Here is an 18,123-nt window from a genome sequence, read left to right on the forward strand (position 1 = left end):
GCCTGAGTCGCTTCCGCAAGGACAGGACCGATGGCTGATCTCAAATTCGCGATGATCTTCGAGGTGCGGGGGCTGGACGCCGCCGCAGCCGAGATGAAGCGCATGCGCGAGATGACGGGCGGGCAGGCGGTCGAGGCCGGCCGGAAGGCCGAGGAGGTCGCCAGGCGCGAGACAGCGGCTGTGAAGGAGGCCGCTCGCGCGCGGACCGTGGCGGCCGAGCAGGCGCGGGCCGAGAGTGCCAGGGCCGAGCGCGACATCCGGCGGCGCGCCGCCCTGGAGCGCGCCGCCGCGGAAGAAGCCCGCAAAGCTCGCGTGCGCGAGGTGACCGCGGCGCGTGAACAGATCAGGATCGACGCCCAGCGGCGCGAGGCCGAGGCCAAGGCGGCGCGCGCCGCGCGTCTCGAGGAGCTGAAGCGGCGCGCCGAGTTGCAGCGCCAGGACAACATGCGAGCGGCCGCACAGCGCGACGCGGCCGCCGACCGCATCCGCATGGAGGAGCGCGTCTTCGCCAGCATCGCCAAGCGCACCGGCCGGCCCATCCAGGACATCATCGCCGAGCATCGCGCGCTCGGCCGCGCGGCCGAGCAGGGGGCGCAGCAGGCGACGCGCGCCGAAAGCCGCTGGCGCCGGCTCGGCCAGACGATCCGGAGCAGCATGCGCGGGATCCGCTGGAACCGTGTGGCGGGCGAGGCCGCGGCGGAGCTGGCCAAGCAGATATCCAAGTCCGTCGCGGAAGGCATGGTGAAGGGGGTGCGCAACGGCGCCACCGCCTCGCGCGGCCTGATGGATCGCAGCATGGGCGGCCGCGGCCCGGTCCGCGCCGGCTCAAGCGCCGGCCTCGGGATCCTGACCGAAAGCTGGGGCCGCAACCAGCTCGGCCTGGAAGCAGAGAACAAAATGCTCGGCCCACTTCGTGCCGACCAGGCGCGCGCGGCGCGTGCGGCGGCCGAGGCTGAGGACCGGCGCTCCGGTGGGCTCGTGCCACTGGACCAGGGTTTCGAGGCCGCACGGACGCTGGCAGAGGGGCGCATCGTCGCCGATGCCAAGCTGATGAAGCTGCTGGGAGATACGGCCGTCGCGACGGGCCAGAACATAGCGATGGTGGCGGGGGAGTTCGAGCGCTCGCTGCGGGAAGGCAGCGCGAGCTTCGCTTCGGCGCGGGGGGCAACCGTTACAGCTGGGGAAGACGGCTCGCAGACGATCACCTATGGCCGCGGGGGACAGGATGTCAGCCGCACGGTGGCGGCCGGCGACCGCGCAGGGCTGGAGGCGGCGCTGCGCGAGTTCATGGCACGCCACGAGGGCGCGGCGGAGCGCCAACAGGCGACCACGCGTGGCGCATTCACGGTGGCGAAGAACACGCTGACGGCGACCGCGGCCGACGCGCTCGATGCGCCGTACAGGCGCATGGCCGAGATCATGGAACGGCTCAACAAGGCGATCACCGGCGCCGATGGCGGCGGTGCCAAGCGTCTGGGCGAGCAGATCGCTGAGGCGATGACCGCGGCCGAGCGGAGCATCGTCAGGACCGCCGAGGCGCTGGAGAAGATGGCGGGGCCGGCAGACCGCGTCGCACAGGCGCTGGGCGGCTGGAAGGTCGCGGTCGGCGGGCTGGTCCTTCTTAGCTTCGCGGGCTGGTTGACCTCGGTCGCGGCCGGCATTCGCGCTGTCGCTGGCGCTTCAGCGATCCTGGCATCGACACCGGCCGGCCGTGCGATGCTCGGGGCGGCGGCGGCCGGCTATCTCCTCAACGACATCTGGTCCGGCAAGAAGCCGGAGGAAGGCAGCATCCAGGCGAAGGCGCAGGCCGAGATGCGCGCAGTCAAGGCTGCGCTCGGCGAGCTTTGGACCTGGGCGAACACGCCCCTCAACAAGACGGTCGAGCCGACGATCGAGCCGAAGATCGCTACGCCTCCGCCTTCGGCCTCGGCACCGATGGGCGCAGGCGACAAGCAGGCGCAGACGGTCGCCGCCGGCGAGAAGGCGGCGCAGGCGGTGGCGATGATCGAGCAGGTAGCGCCCGCCGCGCGCCAGATGGTGGCCGAGGTGGACGGCATCCTCGCCGGGGTCGACTACACCTCGCGCGGCGTCGCGATGATGACCACGCTCGCGGCCGGGATCCGCGCTGGCGCCGGCGCCGTCACCTCGGCCGTACGCGAGGTGGCGCAGCAGGCGCGCGACTATCTTCCGCACTCTCCGGCCAAGGTCGGCCCGCTGTCGGATCTCGACCGGGTCAAGTTCGCCGAGACGCTGGCCAGCTCGATCCGGCCCGACGTCGCGATCCGCGCGGTGCGTAACATGGTGACCAGCATGCGCGCCGCGATCCCCGATGCATCGATCCCGGCGAGCCGTGCCGGCTTCGGCGCGAGCCCGGCCCTGGCGCGTGCGGCCGGCGGCGCGAGCGCCGAGCTGGACGCGGCGCTGCACCGCGCCACCATGGCGGCGGCCGGTGTGCCCGATGCGTCCATCCCGGCCATGAAGGCGACGCGCGAGCGCGGGTTCGGTGCGAGCCCGGAGCTGGCCCGCGCGGCCGGCGGCGCCAGCCCCGAGCTGGACGAGGCGCTGCGCCAGGCGACGCTTGCTGCGGCCTATGGGCCGGAGGGACAGGGCTCGGCCGAGGTGGTGCCGGTGACGTCGCGCGCCGGGCCGCAGCGCAACCTCTCGGTCAGCTACGCGCCCACCATCACCTTCAACGGCGGCGAGATCGGCGACTTCTGGAGCCAGCTCGAAAGCCATAAGGACAGCCTCGTCGGCATGATCCAGGGCTCGTTCTCGCGCTCCGCCGACCTGTCGTTCGGGTGACGCGATGTTCGCCTGGCTCGGCTCCATCAAGATCGGCAGCAACGGCTTCACCGCTCCGGTTTCCTCAAAGGAGACCGGCAAGGCGACCTTCGCCCGGCACAATGTCGCCGAGGGCAAGCCGGTGCTCCAGGACGTGGGCGAGGATCTGAGCAGCAAGACGCTGTCGTTCTTCTTCGACGAGGCGTTCTGCAACCCGGAGGCCGAGATGGCGAAGCTCGCCGCGGCCATGCGCGCGCGGCGGCCGCTGGCCTATGTCGCCGGCGGAGGCAGCTTCTCGGGCGCGCGTTTCGTGATCGAGAGCATCGACCAGGACATCAAGCGCACCACGCTCGCCGGCCGGACCGTCAGACTGGAGAGCACGCTGACGCTGGTCGAGGCGCCGATCGCCGACTTCGCTGCCTTCTCGGCGACGATCTCGGCCGGTCTCTCGATCGGCGTCTCGCTGCGGGTCGGGCTCAACGTCCAGGTGCGCGTCAGCGCCAGCGTGAGGATCGGCTGATGGCGGACCGTCACCTTGTGCATATCTGCGGGCCGATGGAGCGCTGGGACCATATCGCGCACCAGTATTACGGCAATGCGGCGGCCTATGGCCCGATCATCGCGGCCAATCGCGAGCTGTTCCCCGTCGCGCTGGCGCCGGTGCCGCAGTTCCTGCCTGAAGGCGCAGAGCTGCAGATCCCGATCATCGACACGGTGCCGGCGCCCCGGCCCGACCAGCTGCCGCCCTGGAGCCGGTGATGGTGGAGATCATGGTCCCGCGCGCCGCGCCGCTCGACCTCGGCAAGCCGGTCGCGCGCCTCTTCTACAATGGCATCCCGCTCTGGGACGCGATCTCGTCGCAGGTGATCTCGCTCACCTTCACCGACAACATCGAGGGCCAGGCCGACGAGATCCAGCTCGACGTCCATAACAAGACGGGCGAGTGGTTCGAGCGCTGGCGGCCGGAGCATGGCGATATCGTCGAGGGCTCCTTCGGCTATCTCGGCTCGATCCTGGTGCCGATCGGCACATTCTATGTCGACAAGCCCTGCGCGAAGGGCGGCAGGGGCGGCGACACCTTCTCGACCTCGGGCCAGTCGGCGCCGGTGACCAAGGCCGCGCGGACCGAGAAGACGAAGTCTTTCGAGAAGCAGAAGCTCGGCGACGTGGTGAAGAAGGTTGCCAAGGATCTCGGCATGGAGGTCGAGGGCGAGGCGCCGGACGTCTATTTCGACAATTTGCGCCAGCGCCGTGAGACCGACCTCGCCTTCCTGAAGCGGCTGGCGCGGGATTACGGTGCGTATTTCGTCGTCAAGGGCAAGAAGATCATCTTCATCGACCGGAAGAAGGTCGACGAGCGCGAGCCGGTCCGGACGCTGGTCAAGGGGGCGCGCGAGATCATCAGCTACACGCTGAATTACGAGGCGGCCAAGACCTACAGCAAGGCGAAGGTCAGCTACTACGACGGCAACACCAAGAAGACGATCGAGGCGGAGGTCGAAGACAAGAGCGTCAAGACCGGCGACACGCTGAAGATCGACGACAAGGTCGAGAACAAGGCCCAGGCGGAAGCGCTGGCGCGCTCGCGGCTCGACGAGGCGAACAAGAAGCAGTGGACCGCCAGCTTCACCGTCGTCGGCGATCCGCTGCTGCTCGCCGGCCAGCCGATCATGCTGGCCGGCTATGGCGCCTGGGATCGCAAGTACATGATCCGCAAGGCGCGCCATCAGCTCACCCGCAACGGTCTGACCACGGCGATCGAGATCGCAGGATTGCGCACATGAGCCAGCCATCGAGCCCGTTCAAGCGTGGCGTGGTCCGCGAACTGGATCCCGAGAATGCCCGCGCCAAGGTCGAGTTTCCCGACGAGGAGGGCGCGTCGTCGTTCTGGCTCTCGGTCAATTCGAGCCTCGCATCCGGCTCCGGAAGCCGGACCTATGCGATGCCGGAGATCGGCTCGCAGGTGCACTGCCTGGTCGACTGGCGGGGCGAGGACGGCGTGATCCTCGGTGCCAGCTACTCCAAGGTGGACCGGCCGCCCGCGAGCAAGGCGACGGACATGGCCATGAAGCTCGGGGGCGGGCTCGAATTCCTCTACGACAAGGTGAACGGCGCGCTCTTCCTGAAGACGAAGGGGCCGATGACGCTTCAGTGCGGCACGAGCACGATGGAGCTGCAGCCGGGGCAGATCGTCCTGAAGGCCGCTCACGTGCAGGTCATCAAGGGCTGATCGGGTGCCCGGCATCACTGTCAAAGGCGCGGATAGCGCAGGCGGAACGCAGCTGGCGGGCGGCCAGGACTTCGTGACGGTCGATGGCAATCTCGTCGTGGTGAAGGGCGACCCGGTCGAGGCGCATGGCCCGCCGCCCCATTCGCCAGAGCCGACCATGGTCGAGGGCTGCGCCTGGTTCACGATCAACGGGACCCCGGTCTGTCGGGAAGGTCACGAGGCGAGCTGCGGCCATGCGACCACCGGCCAGGGGTGGGTGCAGGTCGTCGGGTGACGTTTCACCTGTCATGGACACCTCGCTTCGGGTTCGCGCGCGCCCGTAGGGTGCGCTGATGACCGACATCGTGGACCGCACCCGGATCGACTACGCGCACTGGCAGATGAAGCTGGGCCGGGGCGGCGCGTCGGGTCTCGGGCGCATCGTCACCGCGCTGGGTGACCTCGAACAGGCGATCCACACCATCGCGTTGACCGAGAAGGGCTCGGTGCCGCTGGCGCCCGAGAAATGCGTCGCTCTGCTGCAGTGGATCGACCGGCCGCCGAACGAGGCGATCCCCAACATCGCCCGCGAGCTGTGGGACGCGATCAACACCTGGGAGCCGCGCATCACCGTCGAGCAGGTGACGCCGATCCCCGTCAGCGCCAGCCACTGGCGCTTCCCGGTGTTCTGGTATCCGCGCGCCGACGTGACGCGTGAGCTGCGGCTGACGGAGATCACCTATGGCTAGGCGCGACACGGACGGCCCGTATTCGCTGGCCAGCCTCGCCGCGGTGCCGGTGCCCACGCTCTTCACCCGCGACCCCGAGCTGTTGAAGGCGCGCTACATCGCGTGGTTCGAGCAGGCGACCAGGCGCACGATCTATCCCGCCCAGGTCGAGATGTTCCTGATCGAGACCCTGGCCTATGCGATGTCGCTGCTGGCCGAAGAGGCGCAGATCGCGGCCGAGGAGCATCTGGTGGTGAAGGCCTCTCGCGCGGGCCTGGTGGCGCTGGGGCCGAACCGCTCGACGCCGCCACTGCCGGCAGCGACGGCGCGGACCATCATCCGGTTCAGCCTCGCCGAGCCGCGCTCAGCCAATGTGCTCGTCGACGCGGGCTCGCGCGTCAGCGCCGATGCCGGCGGGCTGATCTTCGTCACGCTCGCGCCGGCCGTGATTGCAGCCGGCGCGTTGCAGGCCGAAGTGCCGGCCGAGGCCGACCAAGCAGGCGCGATCGGCAACGGCTATCTGCCCGGCCAGATCGCGACCATGCTCGATCCGGTGGCCGGCGTAGCCGCGGCGAACACGGTGACCAGCGAAGGCGGCGCGGACCCCGAGGACGCGGAGCTTTACCGCCTGCGCGTCGCCAATGCGTTCGACCGTGTTTCGCCCGGTGGCGGGCTGGGCTGGTACACCGAGACGACGGTTTCCGTCTCGTCGGCAATCATCGACGTCGCGGTCATCCGGCCGCAGCCCTGTTTCGTCGACATCTATCCGCTGACACCTGCTGGCGCGGCCGGCCCGGCGCTGCGCGACCAGGTCAAGGCCGCTTTCGACACCCGCGAGGCGCTGGACATCCGCTTCGGCGACGAGGTGACGGTGAAGGCTGCCGTGGCCGTGCCGATCGCCTGCAACCTCACCATATGGCTGCGCGGTGAGACCGCCGGAGCCCGGTCTGCCGCGGCCTCCGTGGCCAACAACGTCCTGGACGGCTGGGGCCAGCAGCTCGGCGCCGCGGTAGCTCCCGGCGCCATCGAAGGCGAGGTCAAGTCCGTCCTGAAGGATCTCGGCTTCCATGTGCTCGATGCCCAGGTCTCGGGCATGGCGTTCCAGCAGCTGGCGCCCGAGGAATTCGCCGTCGCGGTGCTGCTCGACCCCGACGACGTCGTCGTGGAGGTGGTGGCGTGATGGAGCGCTACGACAAGCGGCTGCTGCCGCCCTCCATCAAGGATGACCGCGCCGTCGCCTTCGGCGAGACGATGCGTCAGGCGCTGGGCGAGCAGGACTTCCGCCACCTCCTCATGGAGCGGATCGACACGGTCGATGCGCGCGTCCTGCCGTTCCTGGTGCGCGAATTCGGCCTGCAGCATTTCGTCGAGCCCGGCATGTCCGAGGCGATCATCCGGCGGATGCTCAAGGGCTCTTTCGAGCTGCACGCGCAGATGGGCTACATCTACGGCGTCCGCACCGGGCTCGCCATGCTCGGCATCGGCGTCGCGAGCTGGTCGCAGTGGTTCCAGCAAGAGCCGAAGGGTGCGCCCGGCACCCACATCGCGACGCTGTCGATCGGCGAAGAAGTCTTTGCCGGCGAGGGGCAGGCGATCACCATGCGCCTGCAACGCGCCATCGCGCGCATGGTCGGCCGGATGCGTCGCTACAGCCAGTACATCGCGCTGCGCTTCGTCGCAGGCGACGACGATAGCGCGCCCGTGCATGTCGGCGCGGCCGTCGTCACCCGGCTGCGCATCAGCCCGTCCACCGAACCCGTCAGCACCCTCTTCGCTCGGCCGCTGCTGTTTGCCGCAGCGGCTGTCTCCACGCGCTTGCGCATCTCTCCGAGGATCTCCTGATGAGCGACTTCATCGGCACCGTGACCAATGCCGGCCTCGCCAAGATCGCCGCAGCGATCGGCGGGACCGCACTCAACCTCGCCACGATCCGTGTCGGCGACGGCAACGGCGCGCCGATCACGCCGACGCCGACCATGACGGATCTGGTCCGTCGCGTCGGCAACGCCTATCCGATTGTCTCGGCCGGCCGCGATCCGGTGAACGCCAACCACTGGCGGATCTCGGCGCTGATCCCTGTCGAGGACGGGCCGTTCGACATCCGCGAGATCGGCGTCTGGGATGCGGCCGGGACGATGATCGCCGTCGCGCGTCACGTCCTGGTGGAGAAGCGCACGCCTGCGCAGGGCGCGGCCGTCGAGCTGCTGACCGACATCGTCTTCCCGGTCACCGAGACCGCGCAGGTCACGGTGCAGCTCCAGCCCGACGCGGCAGTGTCCATCTCGCAGATGCTGCGGGCCGGGTTCATGGTGGTCGAGAGCGCCACGCTCGCCGATCCACCGGGCGCGCCGGCCATCGGCCGCACCCATGTGGTGCCCGCCGGGGCTTCGGGCGCTTGGAACGGGCTCGCTGGCTATCTGGCGCAGTGGAACGGCACCGTGTGGGTCGCTGTCGACGTACCGACCGGATTTGTCGTGGTCGACCAGAGCAAGGGCCGCTGGTCCGGTCATCGCTGGCTGGAGCGCACGGCAGGCGGCTGGGAGCCCGGCGTCTCCCGGCTGGTCCAGCGCCAGCCCGGCAATTACGTCGTGGCGGTTGGAACCGCCAATGCTCTGGCGATCGCGCTCGACCCGCAGCCGGCCGCGCTGGCCGATATCATCGGTATGCCGATCCGCATCAGATGCCCGAACGGCCCCAATACCGGCCCGGTCGCGATCGACCCCAACGAACTCGGCCCGGTGCCTCTTCTCTACAACACCGGCCATCAGCTTTCGGCCGGCGACCTGCCGAATAATTCGACCGTCGAGGTCATATTCGACGGCGACAGCTTCAAGGTGCTGGGCTTTCTGGGGTCGGCCGTGCAGCGGATGGCGAAGGTGACGACCTCAGTTCGTTTCACTGCGGTCGGGGCGGGAACGTTCGTGGTCCCGGCCGGCGTCTTCGCCGTCCGGACGACCGCCTGGGGGGCGGGCGGTGGCGGTGGGTTCGCATCGAACGGTGGGGCTCCTTCCGGAGGTGCCAGCGGCGGCCGTGCGGTGCGTAGCTGGTCTGTAAAGCCCGGAGACGTGATCTCGTACAACATTGGCACTGGAGGCGCTGGCGGCGCAGCTTCGCCCGCACGTGAGGGGCAGCCGGGCGGCCAAACGACGGTCACGGTGAACGGTGTCACCATGACGGCTGGTGGCGGCTCCGGTGGTCTCAACGGCACGGTGTCGTTGGGGATAGCGAATGCGCCTGCGGGCGGCGGCCATGCCAATGCTGACGAGGGTCAGATCGGCGCTTCGGGGCTGATTGGCACGATCGCCGGTTCAGCCAACGGAATAGTTGGCGGCTATGGCGCGGGCGCGCCGCTCGGCGGGCCAAGCGTACCGGGCGGCCAGGGACAGCCGAACAATGGCTCGGCTCCTGGCGGCGGTGGCGGAGCGTCGGGATCGCCGGGATACGCAGGTGGCAGCGGTGCGCGCGGCGAAATCGTCATCGAATACTGAGGAGGCCACGATGCTCGTAGCATTCATTTTGGATGGTGTCGTCCAGTCCGTCTCCGAGATCGGCGACAAGGTCATCGACCCCGATGGCCGCGCTGCGCGCGGCCCTGCAACCTATCTGGTGAAGGGGCCGGCCGGCGAGCAGACTGTCGCATACGAAGCTGTGTTCAAGGCGCCGGCAGGCTGCATTCTGGTCGCCTCGGACGAAGCCGCGCCGGGCTGGAGCTGGGACGGCGAGAGCTTCAGCCCTCCGCCGCCGGTGCCGGCAACCAAGGCGGAGCTGGCCGCCTATGCGCGCGACCTGCGATGGCAGGTCGAGATCGGCGGGATCGAGGCCGGCGGCGTGCAGATCGCCACGGACGATCGCAGCAAGACGATGATCCTCGGCGCACGCCTCGCCGCGCAGGCCGATCCGAGCTGGTCGACGATCTGGCAGGACGCGGCCGGGCAGGCGCATCCGGTCGACGCGGCGGCGATCGTCGCGATCTCGGACGCCGTGCAGGCCCATGTGAACGGGACCTTCGTCACGCTGGCCGACGTGCTGGCAGCGATCGACACCGGGACGATGACGACGGCGGCCGAGATCGACGGCGCCTTCGCAGCCTAGTCGGCGGGGCCGGCCAGCGGCTCGGCCTGCCTTACGTCGGGATCGAGGTCGACGAGGCCTATTTCGAGATCGCCTGCCGCAGAATGGAGGAGGCCGCCAATGACGGATGATGGAGCTGCATCGGCTACTGGCGATTCTTTCGCTGATGCCGCTCGATCTGGTCGGTCAGCATGTCCCGCCAGCGCATTGCCATCCGCGCACCGAGCCGGAACGTCAGAGCAGGGCCTGCATCCGAAACTAGCCGAAGTACGAGTTTGTCGCCTTCAGGGGCCAACGCTTCGACGTTGGATACGTGACAATCGACATCTCCTTCGGAGAGCTGCGGTGCGGGAGTTGAGTGGGGATCACTGTGAGGTCGTTGCAGTAGAGCGCCGCTGAGTTCGGCCGCAATGCCTTCCGGCAATAGAAACCCGAACTCACCGCCATCTGGCGCGAAGAAACTGACCAGGAGCGCACCCTCGTGCTCCTGCACAACTCCCAGCTTATCCACCGGTAGAACGTTGATGTTGCGTTGCATGGGTTCCCCCACTCCTCTCATCCAACGAGGACATTCATCATGGACGACCCGGTTCAGGGCGATCAACTCAAGACCATCGTCGAACGCATCGAGCGGCTGGAGGAGGAAAAGAAGACGATCGCTGACGACATCAAGGAGGTCTACGCCGAGGCCAAGGGCAACGGCTACGACGTGGCGGTGCTGCGCAAGGTGGTCGCCTTGCGCAAGCGCGACCTCGGCGAGCGCAAGGAGGAAGAGGCTATCCTCGACCTCTATCTCCAGGCGGTCGGCGAGCAGGCCTGACCCCCGCAATCCACAGGGGTTAACGCTACGCTAAGCATGTTCTTGATTCGTTCTCATTGCAGGCATAGAATGTGACTTCATTCCTATTTCTGGGGGGAGTAGCCTATGCCTGAGCGGAGCGAGAAGCGTAACGCGCCCGTGACCTACTACGTCGTGCAGACCTTCAGCCGGGACCGGAAGGGCCTGACGATCGACGAGCCTGTCGAGAAGCGCAGTTGTGCCGAAGCGCTGCGTGCGAGCGCTCGGGCTCGTCAGACGAAGGTCGGCGCGATCGTCTTCTCGCGAACCGGCTCGCCAGCCACAGGCGACTGGGACGATGCGGTCATCCATGAGCAGTGGGGCCAGACACCGGCCTTCGAGGACATGGCGGTGGCGGCGGCCTGATGGAAACGGTGGGTGAGGCGGAGCGGGCCGGCAAGACGCACCTCGATGTCCATTGCCACACCTGTCGGATCACCAAGATGATCCCGTGGCGGCTGATCGCCGTCACGGGCGACACTCGGATGGACGATCTCAAGCGGCGGTTGGTGTGCGCTCAGTGCGGCGCGCGGCCCGATCCCGACACGGTCACAGCCTGGGCGCAGTCAGACGCGCCGGGCTATTATCGGGGCTGAAAAGGGGGTGCAAAAGATCGCGCCGAAAGGTGCAAAAGATCGCGCCGGGCTACACGGTTCGCGGCCAGGAGCAATCCAGAACGGCGGATATCGCGGGAAGCTGGGAAAGCGCTGGGGCGCCAGGATTCGAACCTGGGAATGGCGGTACCAAAAACCGCTGCCTTACCGCTTGGCTACGCCCCAATGCGCGTTGCGTTCTAGTGCGGGGCGCGGCGGCGCGCAACCGCGAGAATGGGCCGGGACAGAGTGTTTTCGCGGCCGATCCGGAAAACTGTCGACGATCTTACGCCGGCCTGCATTTTCCTGCGCCTTGCCTGTTGCGCGGCGCACGGTGGCTGGCTATAAGCCGGCCACCAGTTGATCGGAGTGTGGCTCAGCCTGGTAGAGCACCTCGTTCGGGACGAGGGGGTCGCAGGTTCAAATCCTGCCACTCCGACCAAAATTTCCCGTGGATCGTCGATCCAGTCAGAAAGCGCCGCAAGGCGCTTTTCTGCTTTTCGGGCCCTGTTTCCGGCATCCTGACGCGTTTAGCGTTTATGCGGGCGAGGGGCTTTTGCCTGTCGCCCGCGCCCATCGACCTTGCGTCGTATCGAGTGGGCGGCGCTTGTCGCCGGGACGGTACGATATGGCGCGTCGCTCGCGCGTCCTGTAAGCTTGGCGCGATCTCTCGGAGCCGCCGATGACGCCCGCCCTTCGCCTCTTCGCCGCCCTCGGGCTGACCCTCATGCTCGCCGGTTGCGACCGCTGCGGCAATATGATGGAACTCGACATGTTCCTGCAGCCGGTGAAGAAGGTCTGCACCGACACCAAGCCGAGCGGCTGACCGGGTTTTCCGCTCCCTTCGCAGGTCTCAGCGCCTGCCTCTGCGCCACGCCCCGTCGATCGGCCCGTCGCCGCGCCGCGTGGCGGCGTCCCCGGCTGAAAGGACGAGCCCATGACCGACCGGAGCGCGACGAACGACCGGGACGAGCCGGCGGGCCCGCTCGCCTTCGAGCGCGACCTGGTCGGGCCAGCCGGGGCGGTGGTGCGGCTGACGCCGCTGCTACGCCGTGTCGTCGCCGGCAATGGCGGCCCGATGACGTTTACCGGCACCTGCACCTACATCGTCGGCGAGGGCACGGTGGCGATCGTCGATCCCGGTCCCGATGACGACGCGCATGTGGTGCGCCTGCTCGAAGCGGTCGCGGGAGAGACGGTCAGCCATATCGTGCTGACCCATACCCATCGCGACCATTCGCCGGCGAGTCGCGCCGTCAAGGCGGCGACCGGGGCGCCGATCGTCGGCTGCGGCCCTCATCGCCCGTCGCGCGAGATCGCCGTCGGCGAGGCGCACCGGCTCGATGCCGCCAGCGATCAGGATCACGTGCCCGATCGGATCATGCGCATGGGCGACGCAGTCTCCGGTCCCGGCTGGACGCTGGAGGCGGTCGAGACGCCGGGCCACACCGCCAACCATCTCGCCTTCACTTTGCCGCAGGAGGGCGCGCTGCTCTCCGGCGACCACGTCATGGCATGGTCGACCACCGTCGTCGCGCCGCCGGACGGCTCGATGGCGGACTATATGCGCTCGATCGAGCTGCTGCGCGGCATGGAGCACGCGATCTACTGGCCGGGCCATGGCGGGCCGGTGCGCGAGCCGCAGCGCTTCTTGCGCGGGCTGGTGCAGCACCGGCGCCAGCGCGAGGCGGCGATCCTCAATCGGCTGCGTGCCGGCGACGAGACGATTCAGGCGATGGTGCCGGCGATCTACCAGGATCTGCCGGAGGTGCTGCGCGGCGCGGCAGCGCTCTCCGTGTTCGCGCAGATCGAGGATCTGGTCGCGCGCCGCGTCGTGCTCTGCGCGGAGCCGGTTCCTGGGCTGTCGAGCCGCTACCGGCTGGTCTGATCCGCTCAGCGTCCCTCGAGAAGCAGGCGGATTTCCTCGTCGAAGTCGGCGATACGGCGGGCGTTGGCGCCGAAGTCGAAGCCGCGCAGGCGCGAGGCCGAGCGCAGGTCGATGCGCGCACCATCGGCGCGCGGGCGGATGCGGATGGTGATGTCCTCGACCAGCCCGGTGATGCGCGAGGTCGCGACCGCGTCGATGCGCCCCGTGCCGCTGCGCCCGCCCGGCGGGAGGGCCTCCAGCACGCGCCAGCCGAGCGCCTCCGCCGTCTTGCGGGCGAGCGCGAAGGCGGCGTCCGCCGGCTCTTCCAGCACGATGGGCAGCGCGCGCGGATAGCCGCGGCGCTGGGCGGCGCGCCGCTCTGGCGCCGGGTCGGGCGGCACCAGCCCGCCGCGCCCGGCGAGCACGGCCGAGGAGCGGCCGAAGGCCGGCGGCTCGGCGATGTCGGTCGAGACGTCGTCGACGAAGGGCAGCGTCGCCATGCGCAGGCCGAGATAGCCGACCGGAAGCAGGAGCAGCAGGCAGAGCACGAAGGCCTGCGCCGCGATGCCGACGCCGCGATGCCCGTCCTGCCAGATCCGCGCGAAGGCGACGATCGAGAGCAGCAGCGCCAGCAGCACCAGCAGATAGGCACCCGCCACCGGCGCCAGCCGGGCAAAGGAGGGCGTGCCGAAGCGGAAGATCAGCACGGCGAGCACGACGACCGTCAGCGAGAACAGCGCCAGGCGGCGGCTCCAGATCGCCGCGCGCGAGACCGGTTCCTCGAGGATGAGACGGCGGTGCATCCCGTCTTGGTGGCCGAGTGTCCGGCGCTTGGCAAGGGGCGCTCGGCAAGGCGGGCTCGGCAAGGGGGCTTGGCGACGTACGCCTCCTCAGGAATGCGAACGGGCCGCCGCGTCGTCGCGCCGGCCCGTTCCGGATGATGCGCGCTCGGGCGCGGGCGGTTCAGTCGATCGCGCGGACGGCGCCCTTGGCGGCGCTGGTGGCGAGCGCGGCATAGGCCTTCAGCGCGGTCGAGACCTTGCGCTTGCGCGGGGCGGCCGGCTTCCAGGCATCCTTGCCCTTGGCCTCCATCGCGGCGCGTCGTGCGGCGAGCTCCTCGGCCGAGACCTTGAGCTCGATGCGGCGGTTGGGGATGTCGATCTCGATCACGTCGCCGCTCTCGACCAGGCCGATCGCGCCGCCCTCGGCCGCTTCCGGCGAGACATGGCCGATTGAAAGCCCGGACGAGCCGCCCGAGAAGCGTCCGTCGGTGACCAGCGCGCAGAGCTTGCCGAGGCCTTTCGACTTCAGATAGCTGGTCGGATAGAGCATTTCCTGCATGCCCGGCCCGCCGCGCGGTCCCTCATAGCGGATCAGGACGATGTCGCCCTCCTTGACCTTGCGGTTCAGGATGCCCTCGACCGCGGCGTCCTGGCTCTCGAAGATCACGGCCGTGCCGGTGAAGGTCAGGATCGAGGCGTCGACGCCCGCCGTCTTCACGATGCAGCCGTCGAGCGCGATGTTGCCGTAGAGCACGGCCAGACCGCCATCCTGCGAATGCGCGTGCGCCTTGTCGCGGATCACGCCGCCGGCGCGGTCGAGGTCGAGCTCCTCATAGCGCCGGTCCTGGCTGAAGGCGGTCTGCGTCGGCACGCCGCCGGGGGCGGCGCTGTAGAACTCGCGCACGCTCTCGCTCGTGGTGCGCGCGATGTCCCAACGCTCCAGCGCGTCGGCCATGCTGGGGCTGTGGACGGTCGGCAGCGAGGTGTCGATCAGCCCGGCGCGCTCAAGCTCGCCGAGGATCGCCATGATGCCGCCGGCGCGATGGACGTCCTCCATATGGATGTTGGCGACGGCGGGCGCGACCTTGCAGAGCACCGGAACGCGCCGCGACAGCCGGTCGATATCGGCCATGGTGAAGTCGATCTCGGCCTCGTGCGCGGCGGCCAGCAGGTGCAGCACCGTGTTGGTCGAGCCGCCCATGGCGATGTCGAGCGTCATCGCGTTCTCGAACGCCTTGAAACTCGCAACGTTGCGCGGCAGCACGCTCTCGTCGTCCTGCTCGTAATAGCGGCGGGCGATGTCGACGATCAGGTGGCCGGCCTCGACGAAGAGGCGCTTGCGGTCGGCATGGGTGGCCAGCGTCGAGCCGTTGCCGGGCAGAGCGAGGCCGAGGGCTTCGGTGAGGCAGTTCATCGAATTGGCGGTGAACATGCCGGAGCAGGAGCCGCAGGTCGGGCAGGCCGAGCGCTCGATCACGTCGACCTGCTCGTCGGTGTACTTGTCGTCGGCGGCGGCGACCATCGCGTCGACCAGGTCGACCTTCTTCAGCACGCCCTCGGCGATGTACTTGCCGGCCTCCATCGGGCCGCCCGAGACGAAGACGGTCGGGATGTTGAGGCGCATCGCGGCCATCAGCATGCCAGGCGTGATCTTGTCGCAGTTCGAGATGCAGACCATGGCGTCGGCGCAATGCGCGTTGACCATGTACTCGACGCTGTCGGCGATCAGCTCGCGCGATGGCAGGCTGTAGAGCATGCCGTCATGGCCCATGGCGATGCCGTCGTCGACCGCGATGGTGTTGAACTCCTTGGCGACGCCGCCGGCCTGTTCGATCTCGCGCGCGACGAGCTGGCCGAGGTCCTTGAGATGGACGTGGCCGGGCACGAACTGGGTGAAGGAGTTGACCACCGCGATGATCGGTTTGCCGAAGTCGCCGTCCTTCATGCCGGTGGCGCGCCAGAGCCCGCGGGCGCCGGCCATGTTGCGGCCATGGGTGGAGGTGGCGGATCTCAGCCTGGGCATGCTTGACCTCTCGAGTGCGACGCCCGAACACAAGGGCTCCGTTGCGACGCATAGACGTTTCGTGTCGATGGCCAAAATCGAATTATTCGATCTCTATCATCGGCGCCGTCCATGCTGCGGGCGCGAAGACCGATTGAGGATCGCCGGGGGGACGCCGTGACGGCGCTGCGCAATATCGACATCGACCTGCTGCGCGCCTTCGCGACGATCGCGGAGCTGCGCAGCTTCACCCGGGCGGCGGCGGTGCTGCACCGGACCCAGTCGACCGTCTCGACCCAGATGCGCCGGCTCGAGGAGATCGCCGGGCAGAGCCTGCTGCGGCGTTCGCCGCAGGAGGTGCAGCTCACGCGCGAGGGCGAGGACTTCCTGCCCTATGCCCGCCGGATCGTCGCGCTGCACGACGAGGCGCTCGACGTGATGCGGGTGCAGACCGTCACGGGCCGCGTCCGCCTCGCGGTGATGGACGATTATGCGACCGTGGTGCTGCCCGAGACGCTGGCGCGCTTCGCCCGCTCCCATCCCGATGTCGAGCTCGAGGTGACGACCGGCTTCACGCGCGACCTGATGAGCAGCCTGGGCGAGGAATTCGACCTGGTGCTGGCGACGCAGAAGGCTGGCGACGGGCGCGGCGAGGTCCTGCGGCGCGAGCGCACCGCCTGGGCCTGGTCCGACCGGCACGACCTGCCCGCGGGCGGGCCGCTGCCGCTCGCCCTGCTCAAGGCGCCGAACATGTATCGCGAGTGGGCGCTGGCGGCGCTCAACCAGGCGGGGAGGCCCTGGCGGCTCCTGTTCTCCTCCTCCAGCATCGGGCCGGTCGAGGCGATGGCGGCGGCCGGCGCGGCGCTGACGGTGGTCAAGGCCGGCACGGCCAGCGCGGGCCTGCGCCTGCTGGGCGAGGCCGACGGGCTGCCGCCGCTGCCGGCCTCCGAGATCGCGCTGCATCGCGCCCCGGGCCGGGCAGGGGCGGCGGTGGCCTCGCTCGCCGGGTATCTCGCGCAGGAGTTGCGGGGCGCGGCACTCCCGCCACTTTCCGTCACGCCGGCGCGCTAGGGTCCGGCCGAGTCGCTATGTCAATCGATATGCGCATTTTTAGCGCTTTTTCGCGTGTTGCGCGGGAAAATCGCCTGTGCAAGGCTCACCCGTCGCAGGCCTAAGCCGGAGAACGGGTTGACGTAATGGAAGTTGCAGCTGGTCACTACAAGAACCTGATCTTCTCGGGTGCGACAGCCGACCAGCAGGCGCCGGGCAGCCGGTTCAAGCGCGACATGCTCGACGTCACGCTGGATTGCATCAAGGTGCTCTCGCCCGAGGGCGTGCTGATCAACATGAACCGGGCGGGCTGCCAGGCGCTCGGCGTGCCCGAGGACAGCGGCTTCGGCATGGAATGGCTGCCGCTGCTGCCGGATAGCGTACGCGCGGCCGGCGACGTGGCGCTGCGCGAGGCGGCGCAGGGACGGGTCTCCCGCTTCACCGGTTACAGCCTGATGGATGGCGCGCCGCGCCACTGGGACAACCTCCTGACGCCGCTGATCGACGAGGACGGCCAGGTCCAGTCGATCCTGTGCGTCTCGCGTGACGTCACCGCCCAGATCGCGCTCGACCGCCAGCTCGCCGCCGCGATCCAGCGCGAGAGGCTGCTGGCGCAGGAGATGCGCCACCGCATCAAGAACGTCTTCGCCATCGTCTCCGGCCTGATCACCATGGCGGAGAAGGAGGCGGCCGCCGCCGAGGCGCCCGGAAGCGCGATCCCGCTGCTGCGCGACAAGCTGCGGGCGCTGTCGCGGGCCTCCGACGCGATCTTCGCCTCCTCCGAGATTGCCGAGGACGAGATGGTCAGCGGCGATTTCGGCGCGCTGATCAAGGCGGTGATGGCGCCCTATGAGGGGCGCTACGCCGCCGAGGGCGGTACCCAGGCCATCGGCCAGAAGAACATGACCACGGTGGCGCTGTTCCTGCACGAGCTCGCAACCAACTCGCTGAAGCACGGTGCGCTCAGCACGGCCGGTGGCCATGTCGCGATTGCCTGGCACGCCAGCGGCGACCGGCTGGCCCTGAGCTGGACCGAGCGCGGCGGGCCGGCGATCGCCGCCGCGCCGACCTCCGAAGGCTTCGGCAGCGCGATGCTGGAGCGCCTGGCGCGTTCGGTCGGCGGCACGATCGCGCGGGACTGGCGACCGGCAGGCCTGGTGGCGCGGCTGACCTTCCCCTTCGCGGGCGGATAGGCCGAAGGC

General features: G+C 69.0%; 21 protein-coding genes and 2 tRNA genes. 19 read left to right on the forward strand and 4 right to left on the reverse strand.

Features of this window, described 5'->3' with window-relative positions:
* Nucleotides 1–30 precede the first annotated feature (30 nt).
* The 11 genes from ABE438_RS14710 to ABE438_RS14760 are packed head-to-tail and all read left to right on the forward strand — an operon-like array spanning nt 31 to nt 9,810.
* Nucleotides 31–2,802, forward strand: coding sequence for a hypothetical protein (locus tag ABE438_RS14710; RefSeq protein ID WP_346503394.1), 2,772 nt, complete (start codon nt 31–33; stop codon nt 2,800–2,802).
* A 4-nt stretch (nt 2,803–2,806) separates the two neighbouring features.
* On the forward strand, nt 2,807–3,301 hold the full coding sequence (locus ABE438_RS14715) for a phage tail protein (RefSeq protein ID WP_346503395.1): 495 nt from the start codon (nt 2,807–2,809) through the stop codon (nt 3,299–3,301).
* Entirely contained in the window at nt 3,301–3,540 is a 240-nt protein-coding gene (locus ABE438_RS14720) for a tail protein X (protein ID WP_346503396.1), read from the forward strand. Before ABE438_RS14715 ends, ABE438_RS14720 begins: the two co-directional genes overlap by 1 nt.
* Complete coding sequence (locus ABE438_RS14725; protein ID WP_346503397.1) at nt 3,540–4,565, forward strand: phage late control D family protein; 1,026 nt, start codon at nt 3,540–3,542, stop codon at nt 4,563–4,565. Before ABE438_RS14720 ends, ABE438_RS14725 begins: the two co-directional genes overlap by 1 nt.
* Entirely contained in the window at nt 4,562–5,011 is a 450-nt protein-coding gene (locus ABE438_RS14730; protein WP_346503398.1) for a hypothetical protein, read from the forward strand. Before ABE438_RS14725 ends, ABE438_RS14730 begins: the two co-directional genes overlap by 4 nt.
* A gap of 4 nt (nt 5,012–5,015) precedes the next feature.
* Complete coding sequence (locus ABE438_RS14735; RefSeq protein ID WP_346503399.1) at nt 5,016–5,285, forward strand: PAAR domain-containing protein; 270 nt, start codon at nt 5,016–5,018, stop codon at nt 5,283–5,285.
* 58 nt (nt 5,286–5,343) lie between these two features.
* A complete protein-coding gene (locus ABE438_RS14740) occupies nt 5,344–5,739 on the forward strand; it encodes a hypothetical protein (RefSeq protein WP_346503400.1) in 396 nt (131 codons plus the stop codon).
* The gene (locus tag ABE438_RS14745; protein WP_346503401.1) at nt 5,732–6,898 is read left to right on the forward strand and encodes a baseplate J/gp47 family protein; all 1,167 of its coding nucleotides are present in this window, start codon (nt 5,732–5,734) and stop codon (nt 6,896–6,898) included. Before ABE438_RS14740 ends, ABE438_RS14745 begins: the two co-directional genes overlap by 8 nt.
* Nucleotides 6,898–7,560 carry a phage tail protein gene (locus ABE438_RS14750; protein ID WP_346503402.1) on the forward strand — a complete coding sequence of 221 codons (663 nt, stop codon included), beginning with the start codon at nt 6,898–6,900 and terminating at the stop codon, nt 7,558–7,560. The genes ABE438_RS14745 and ABE438_RS14750 overlap by 1 nt, the downstream gene beginning before the upstream one ends.
* Nucleotides 7,560–9,206, forward strand: coding sequence for a phage tail-collar fiber domain-containing protein (locus tag ABE438_RS14755; protein ID WP_346503403.1), 1,647 nt, complete (start codon nt 7,560–7,562; stop codon nt 9,204–9,206). Before ABE438_RS14750 ends, ABE438_RS14755 begins: the two co-directional genes overlap by 1 nt.
* Nucleotides 9,207–9,216: 10 nt before the next feature.
* Nucleotides 9,217–9,810: a DUF4376 domain-containing protein gene (locus ABE438_RS14760; RefSeq protein ID WP_346503404.1), complete on the forward strand. Its 594-nt coding sequence runs from the start codon at nt 9,217–9,219 to the stop codon at nt 9,808–9,810.
* A gap of 124 nt (nt 9,811–9,934) precedes the next feature.
* Here ABE438_RS14760 and ABE438_RS14765 read toward each other — a convergent pair whose 3' ends face one another.
* Nucleotides 9,935–10,327, reverse strand: coding sequence for a hypothetical protein (locus ABE438_RS14765; protein WP_346503405.1), 393 nt, complete (start codon nt 10,325–10,327; stop codon nt 9,935–9,937).
* A 39-nt stretch (nt 10,328–10,366) separates the two neighbouring features.
* On the opposite strand from ABE438_RS14765, the gene ABE438_RS14770 reads away from it, so the two are divergent.
* From ABE438_RS14770 to ABE438_RS14780, 3 genes are all read left to right on the forward strand, one after another.
* Nucleotides 10,367–10,609 carry a DUF2312 domain-containing protein gene (locus ABE438_RS14770; protein ID WP_346503406.1) on the forward strand — a complete coding sequence of 81 codons (243 nt, stop codon included), beginning with the start codon at nt 10,367–10,369 and terminating at the stop codon, nt 10,607–10,609.
* A 138-nt stretch (nt 10,610–10,747) separates the two neighbouring features.
* Nucleotides 10,748–10,993 carry a hypothetical protein gene (locus tag ABE438_RS14775; RefSeq protein WP_346503407.1) on the forward strand — a complete coding sequence of 82 codons (246 nt, stop codon included), beginning with the start codon at nt 10,748–10,750 and terminating at the stop codon, nt 10,991–10,993.
* On the forward strand, nt 10,993–11,223 hold the full coding sequence (locus ABE438_RS14780; protein WP_346503408.1) for a hypothetical protein: 231 nt from the start codon (nt 10,993–10,995) through the stop codon (nt 11,221–11,223). Before ABE438_RS14775 ends, ABE438_RS14780 begins: the two co-directional genes overlap by 1 nt.
* Nucleotides 11,224–11,334: 111 nt before the next feature.
* On the opposite strand, the gene ABE438_RS14785 is transcribed toward ABE438_RS14780, so the two are convergent.
* Nucleotides 11,335–11,406: transfer RNA gene (locus tag ABE438_RS14785), tRNA-Gln, on the reverse strand.
* A 179-nt stretch (nt 11,407–11,585) separates the two neighbouring features.
* Between ABE438_RS14785 and ABE438_RS14790 the strand changes: the two genes are divergently transcribed.
* The 3 genes from ABE438_RS14790 to ABE438_RS14800 all read left to right on the forward strand — a co-directional run bounded on the left by ABE438_RS14790 (nt 11,586) and on the right by ABE438_RS14800 (nt 13,108).
* A tRNA-Pro gene (locus ABE438_RS14790) sits at nt 11,586–11,662 on the forward strand.
* Between the two features lie 240 nt (nt 11,663–11,902).
* Nucleotides 11,903–12,046, forward strand: a complete 144-nt coding sequence (locus ABE438_RS14795; protein WP_346503409.1) for a hypothetical protein — start codon at nt 11,903–11,905, stop codon at nt 12,044–12,046.
* A gap of 111 nt (nt 12,047–12,157) precedes the next feature.
* Nucleotides 12,158–13,108, forward strand: coding sequence for an MBL fold metallo-hydrolase (locus ABE438_RS14800; protein ID WP_346503410.1), 951 nt, complete (start codon nt 12,158–12,160; stop codon nt 13,106–13,108).
* Nucleotides 13,109–13,113: 5 nt separating this feature from the next.
* Here the strand turns inward: ABE438_RS14800 and ABE438_RS14805 are convergent, their stop codons facing one another.
* Nucleotides 13,114–13,890, reverse strand: coding sequence for a DUF1499 domain-containing protein (locus ABE438_RS14805; protein WP_346503411.1), 777 nt, complete (start codon nt 13,888–13,890; stop codon nt 13,114–13,116).
* A gap of 160 nt (nt 13,891–14,050) precedes the next feature.
* Complete coding sequence (ilvD, locus tag ABE438_RS14810) at nt 14,051–15,892, reverse strand: dihydroxy-acid dehydratase (RefSeq protein ID WP_346503412.1); 1,842 nt, start codon at nt 15,890–15,892, stop codon at nt 14,051–14,053.
* A gap of 156 nt (nt 15,893–16,048) precedes the next feature.
* Between ilvD and ABE438_RS14815 the strand changes: the two genes are divergently transcribed.
* Both ABE438_RS14815 and ABE438_RS14820 read left to right on the forward strand, forming a co-directional pair.
* Entirely contained in the window at nt 16,049–16,942 is an 894-nt protein-coding gene (locus ABE438_RS14815; protein WP_346503413.1) for a LysR substrate-binding domain-containing protein, read from the forward strand.
* Nucleotides 16,943–17,067: 125 nt separating this feature from the next.
* Complete coding sequence (locus ABE438_RS14820; RefSeq protein ID WP_346503414.1) at nt 17,068–18,114, forward strand: PAS domain-containing protein; 1,047 nt, start codon at nt 17,068–17,070, stop codon at nt 18,112–18,114.
* Nucleotides 18,115–18,123: the final 9 nt, after the last annotated feature.

The sequence above is a fragment of the Allobosea sp. TWI1241 genome (assembly GCF_039673065.1).
Lineage (GTDB): Bacteria > Pseudomonadota > Alphaproteobacteria > Rhizobiales > Beijerinckiaceae > Allobosea.

Coding starts and splice junctions, on each gene's coding strand:
- ABE438_RS14740 (WP_346503400.1), top strand. CDS start 5,344: ATGACCGACATCGTGGACCGCACCCGGATCGACTACGCGCACTGGCAG.
- ABE438_RS14745 (WP_346503401.1), top strand. CDS start 5,732: ATGGCTAGGCGCGACACGGACGGCCCGTATTCGCTGGCCAGCCTCGCC.
- ABE438_RS14750 (WP_346503402.1), top strand. CDS start 6,898: ATGGAGCGCTACGACAAGCGGCTGCTGCCGCCCTCCATCAAGGATGAC.
- ABE438_RS14730 (WP_346503398.1), top strand. CDS start 4,562: ATGAGCCAGCCATCGAGCCCGTTCAAGCGTGGCGTGGTCCGCGAACTG.
- ABE438_RS14720 (WP_346503396.1), top strand. CDS start 3,301: ATGGCGGACCGTCACCTTGTGCATATCTGCGGGCCGATGGAGCGCTGG.
- ABE438_RS14715 (WP_346503395.1), top strand. CDS start 2,807: ATGTTCGCCTGGCTCGGCTCCATCAAGATCGGCAGCAACGGCTTCACC.
- ABE438_RS14780 (WP_346503408.1), top strand. CDS start 10,993: ATGGAAACGGTGGGTGAGGCGGAGCGGGCCGGCAAGACGCACCTCGAT.
- ABE438_RS14725 (WP_346503397.1), top strand. CDS start 3,540: ATGGTGGAGATCATGGTCCCGCGCGCCGCGCCGCTCGACCTCGGCAAG.
- ABE438_RS14795 (WP_346503409.1), top strand. CDS start 11,903: ATGACGCCCGCCCTTCGCCTCTTCGCCGCCCTCGGGCTGACCCTCATG.
- ABE438_RS14760 (WP_346503404.1), top strand. CDS start 9,217: ATGCTCGTAGCATTCATTTTGGATGGTGTCGTCCAGTCCGTCTCCGAG.
- ABE438_RS14710 (WP_346503394.1), top strand. CDS start 31: ATGGCTGATCTCAAATTCGCGATGATCTTCGAGGTGCGGGGGCTGGAC.
- ABE438_RS14755 (WP_346503403.1), top strand. CDS start 7,560: ATGAGCGACTTCATCGGCACCGTGACCAATGCCGGCCTCGCCAAGATC.
- ABE438_RS14770 (WP_346503406.1), top strand. CDS start 10,367: ATGGACGACCCGGTTCAGGGCGATCAACTCAAGACCATCGTCGAACGC.
- ABE438_RS14765 (WP_346503405.1), bottom strand. CDS start 10,327: ATGCAACGCAACATCAACGTTCTACCGGTGGATAAGCTGGGAGTTGTG.
- ABE438_RS14820 (WP_346503414.1), top strand. CDS start 17,068: ATGGAAGTTGCAGCTGGTCACTACAAGAACCTGATCTTCTCGGGTGCG.
- ilvD (WP_346503412.1), bottom strand. CDS start 15,892: ATGCCCAGGCTGAGATCCGCCACCTCCACCCATGGCCGCAACATGGCC.
- ABE438_RS14805 (WP_346503411.1), bottom strand. CDS start 13,890: ATGCACCGCCGTCTCATCCTCGAGGAACCGGTCTCGCGCGCGGCGATC.
- ABE438_RS14800 (WP_346503410.1), top strand. CDS start 12,158: ATGACCGACCGGAGCGCGACGAACGACCGGGACGAGCCGGCGGGCCCG.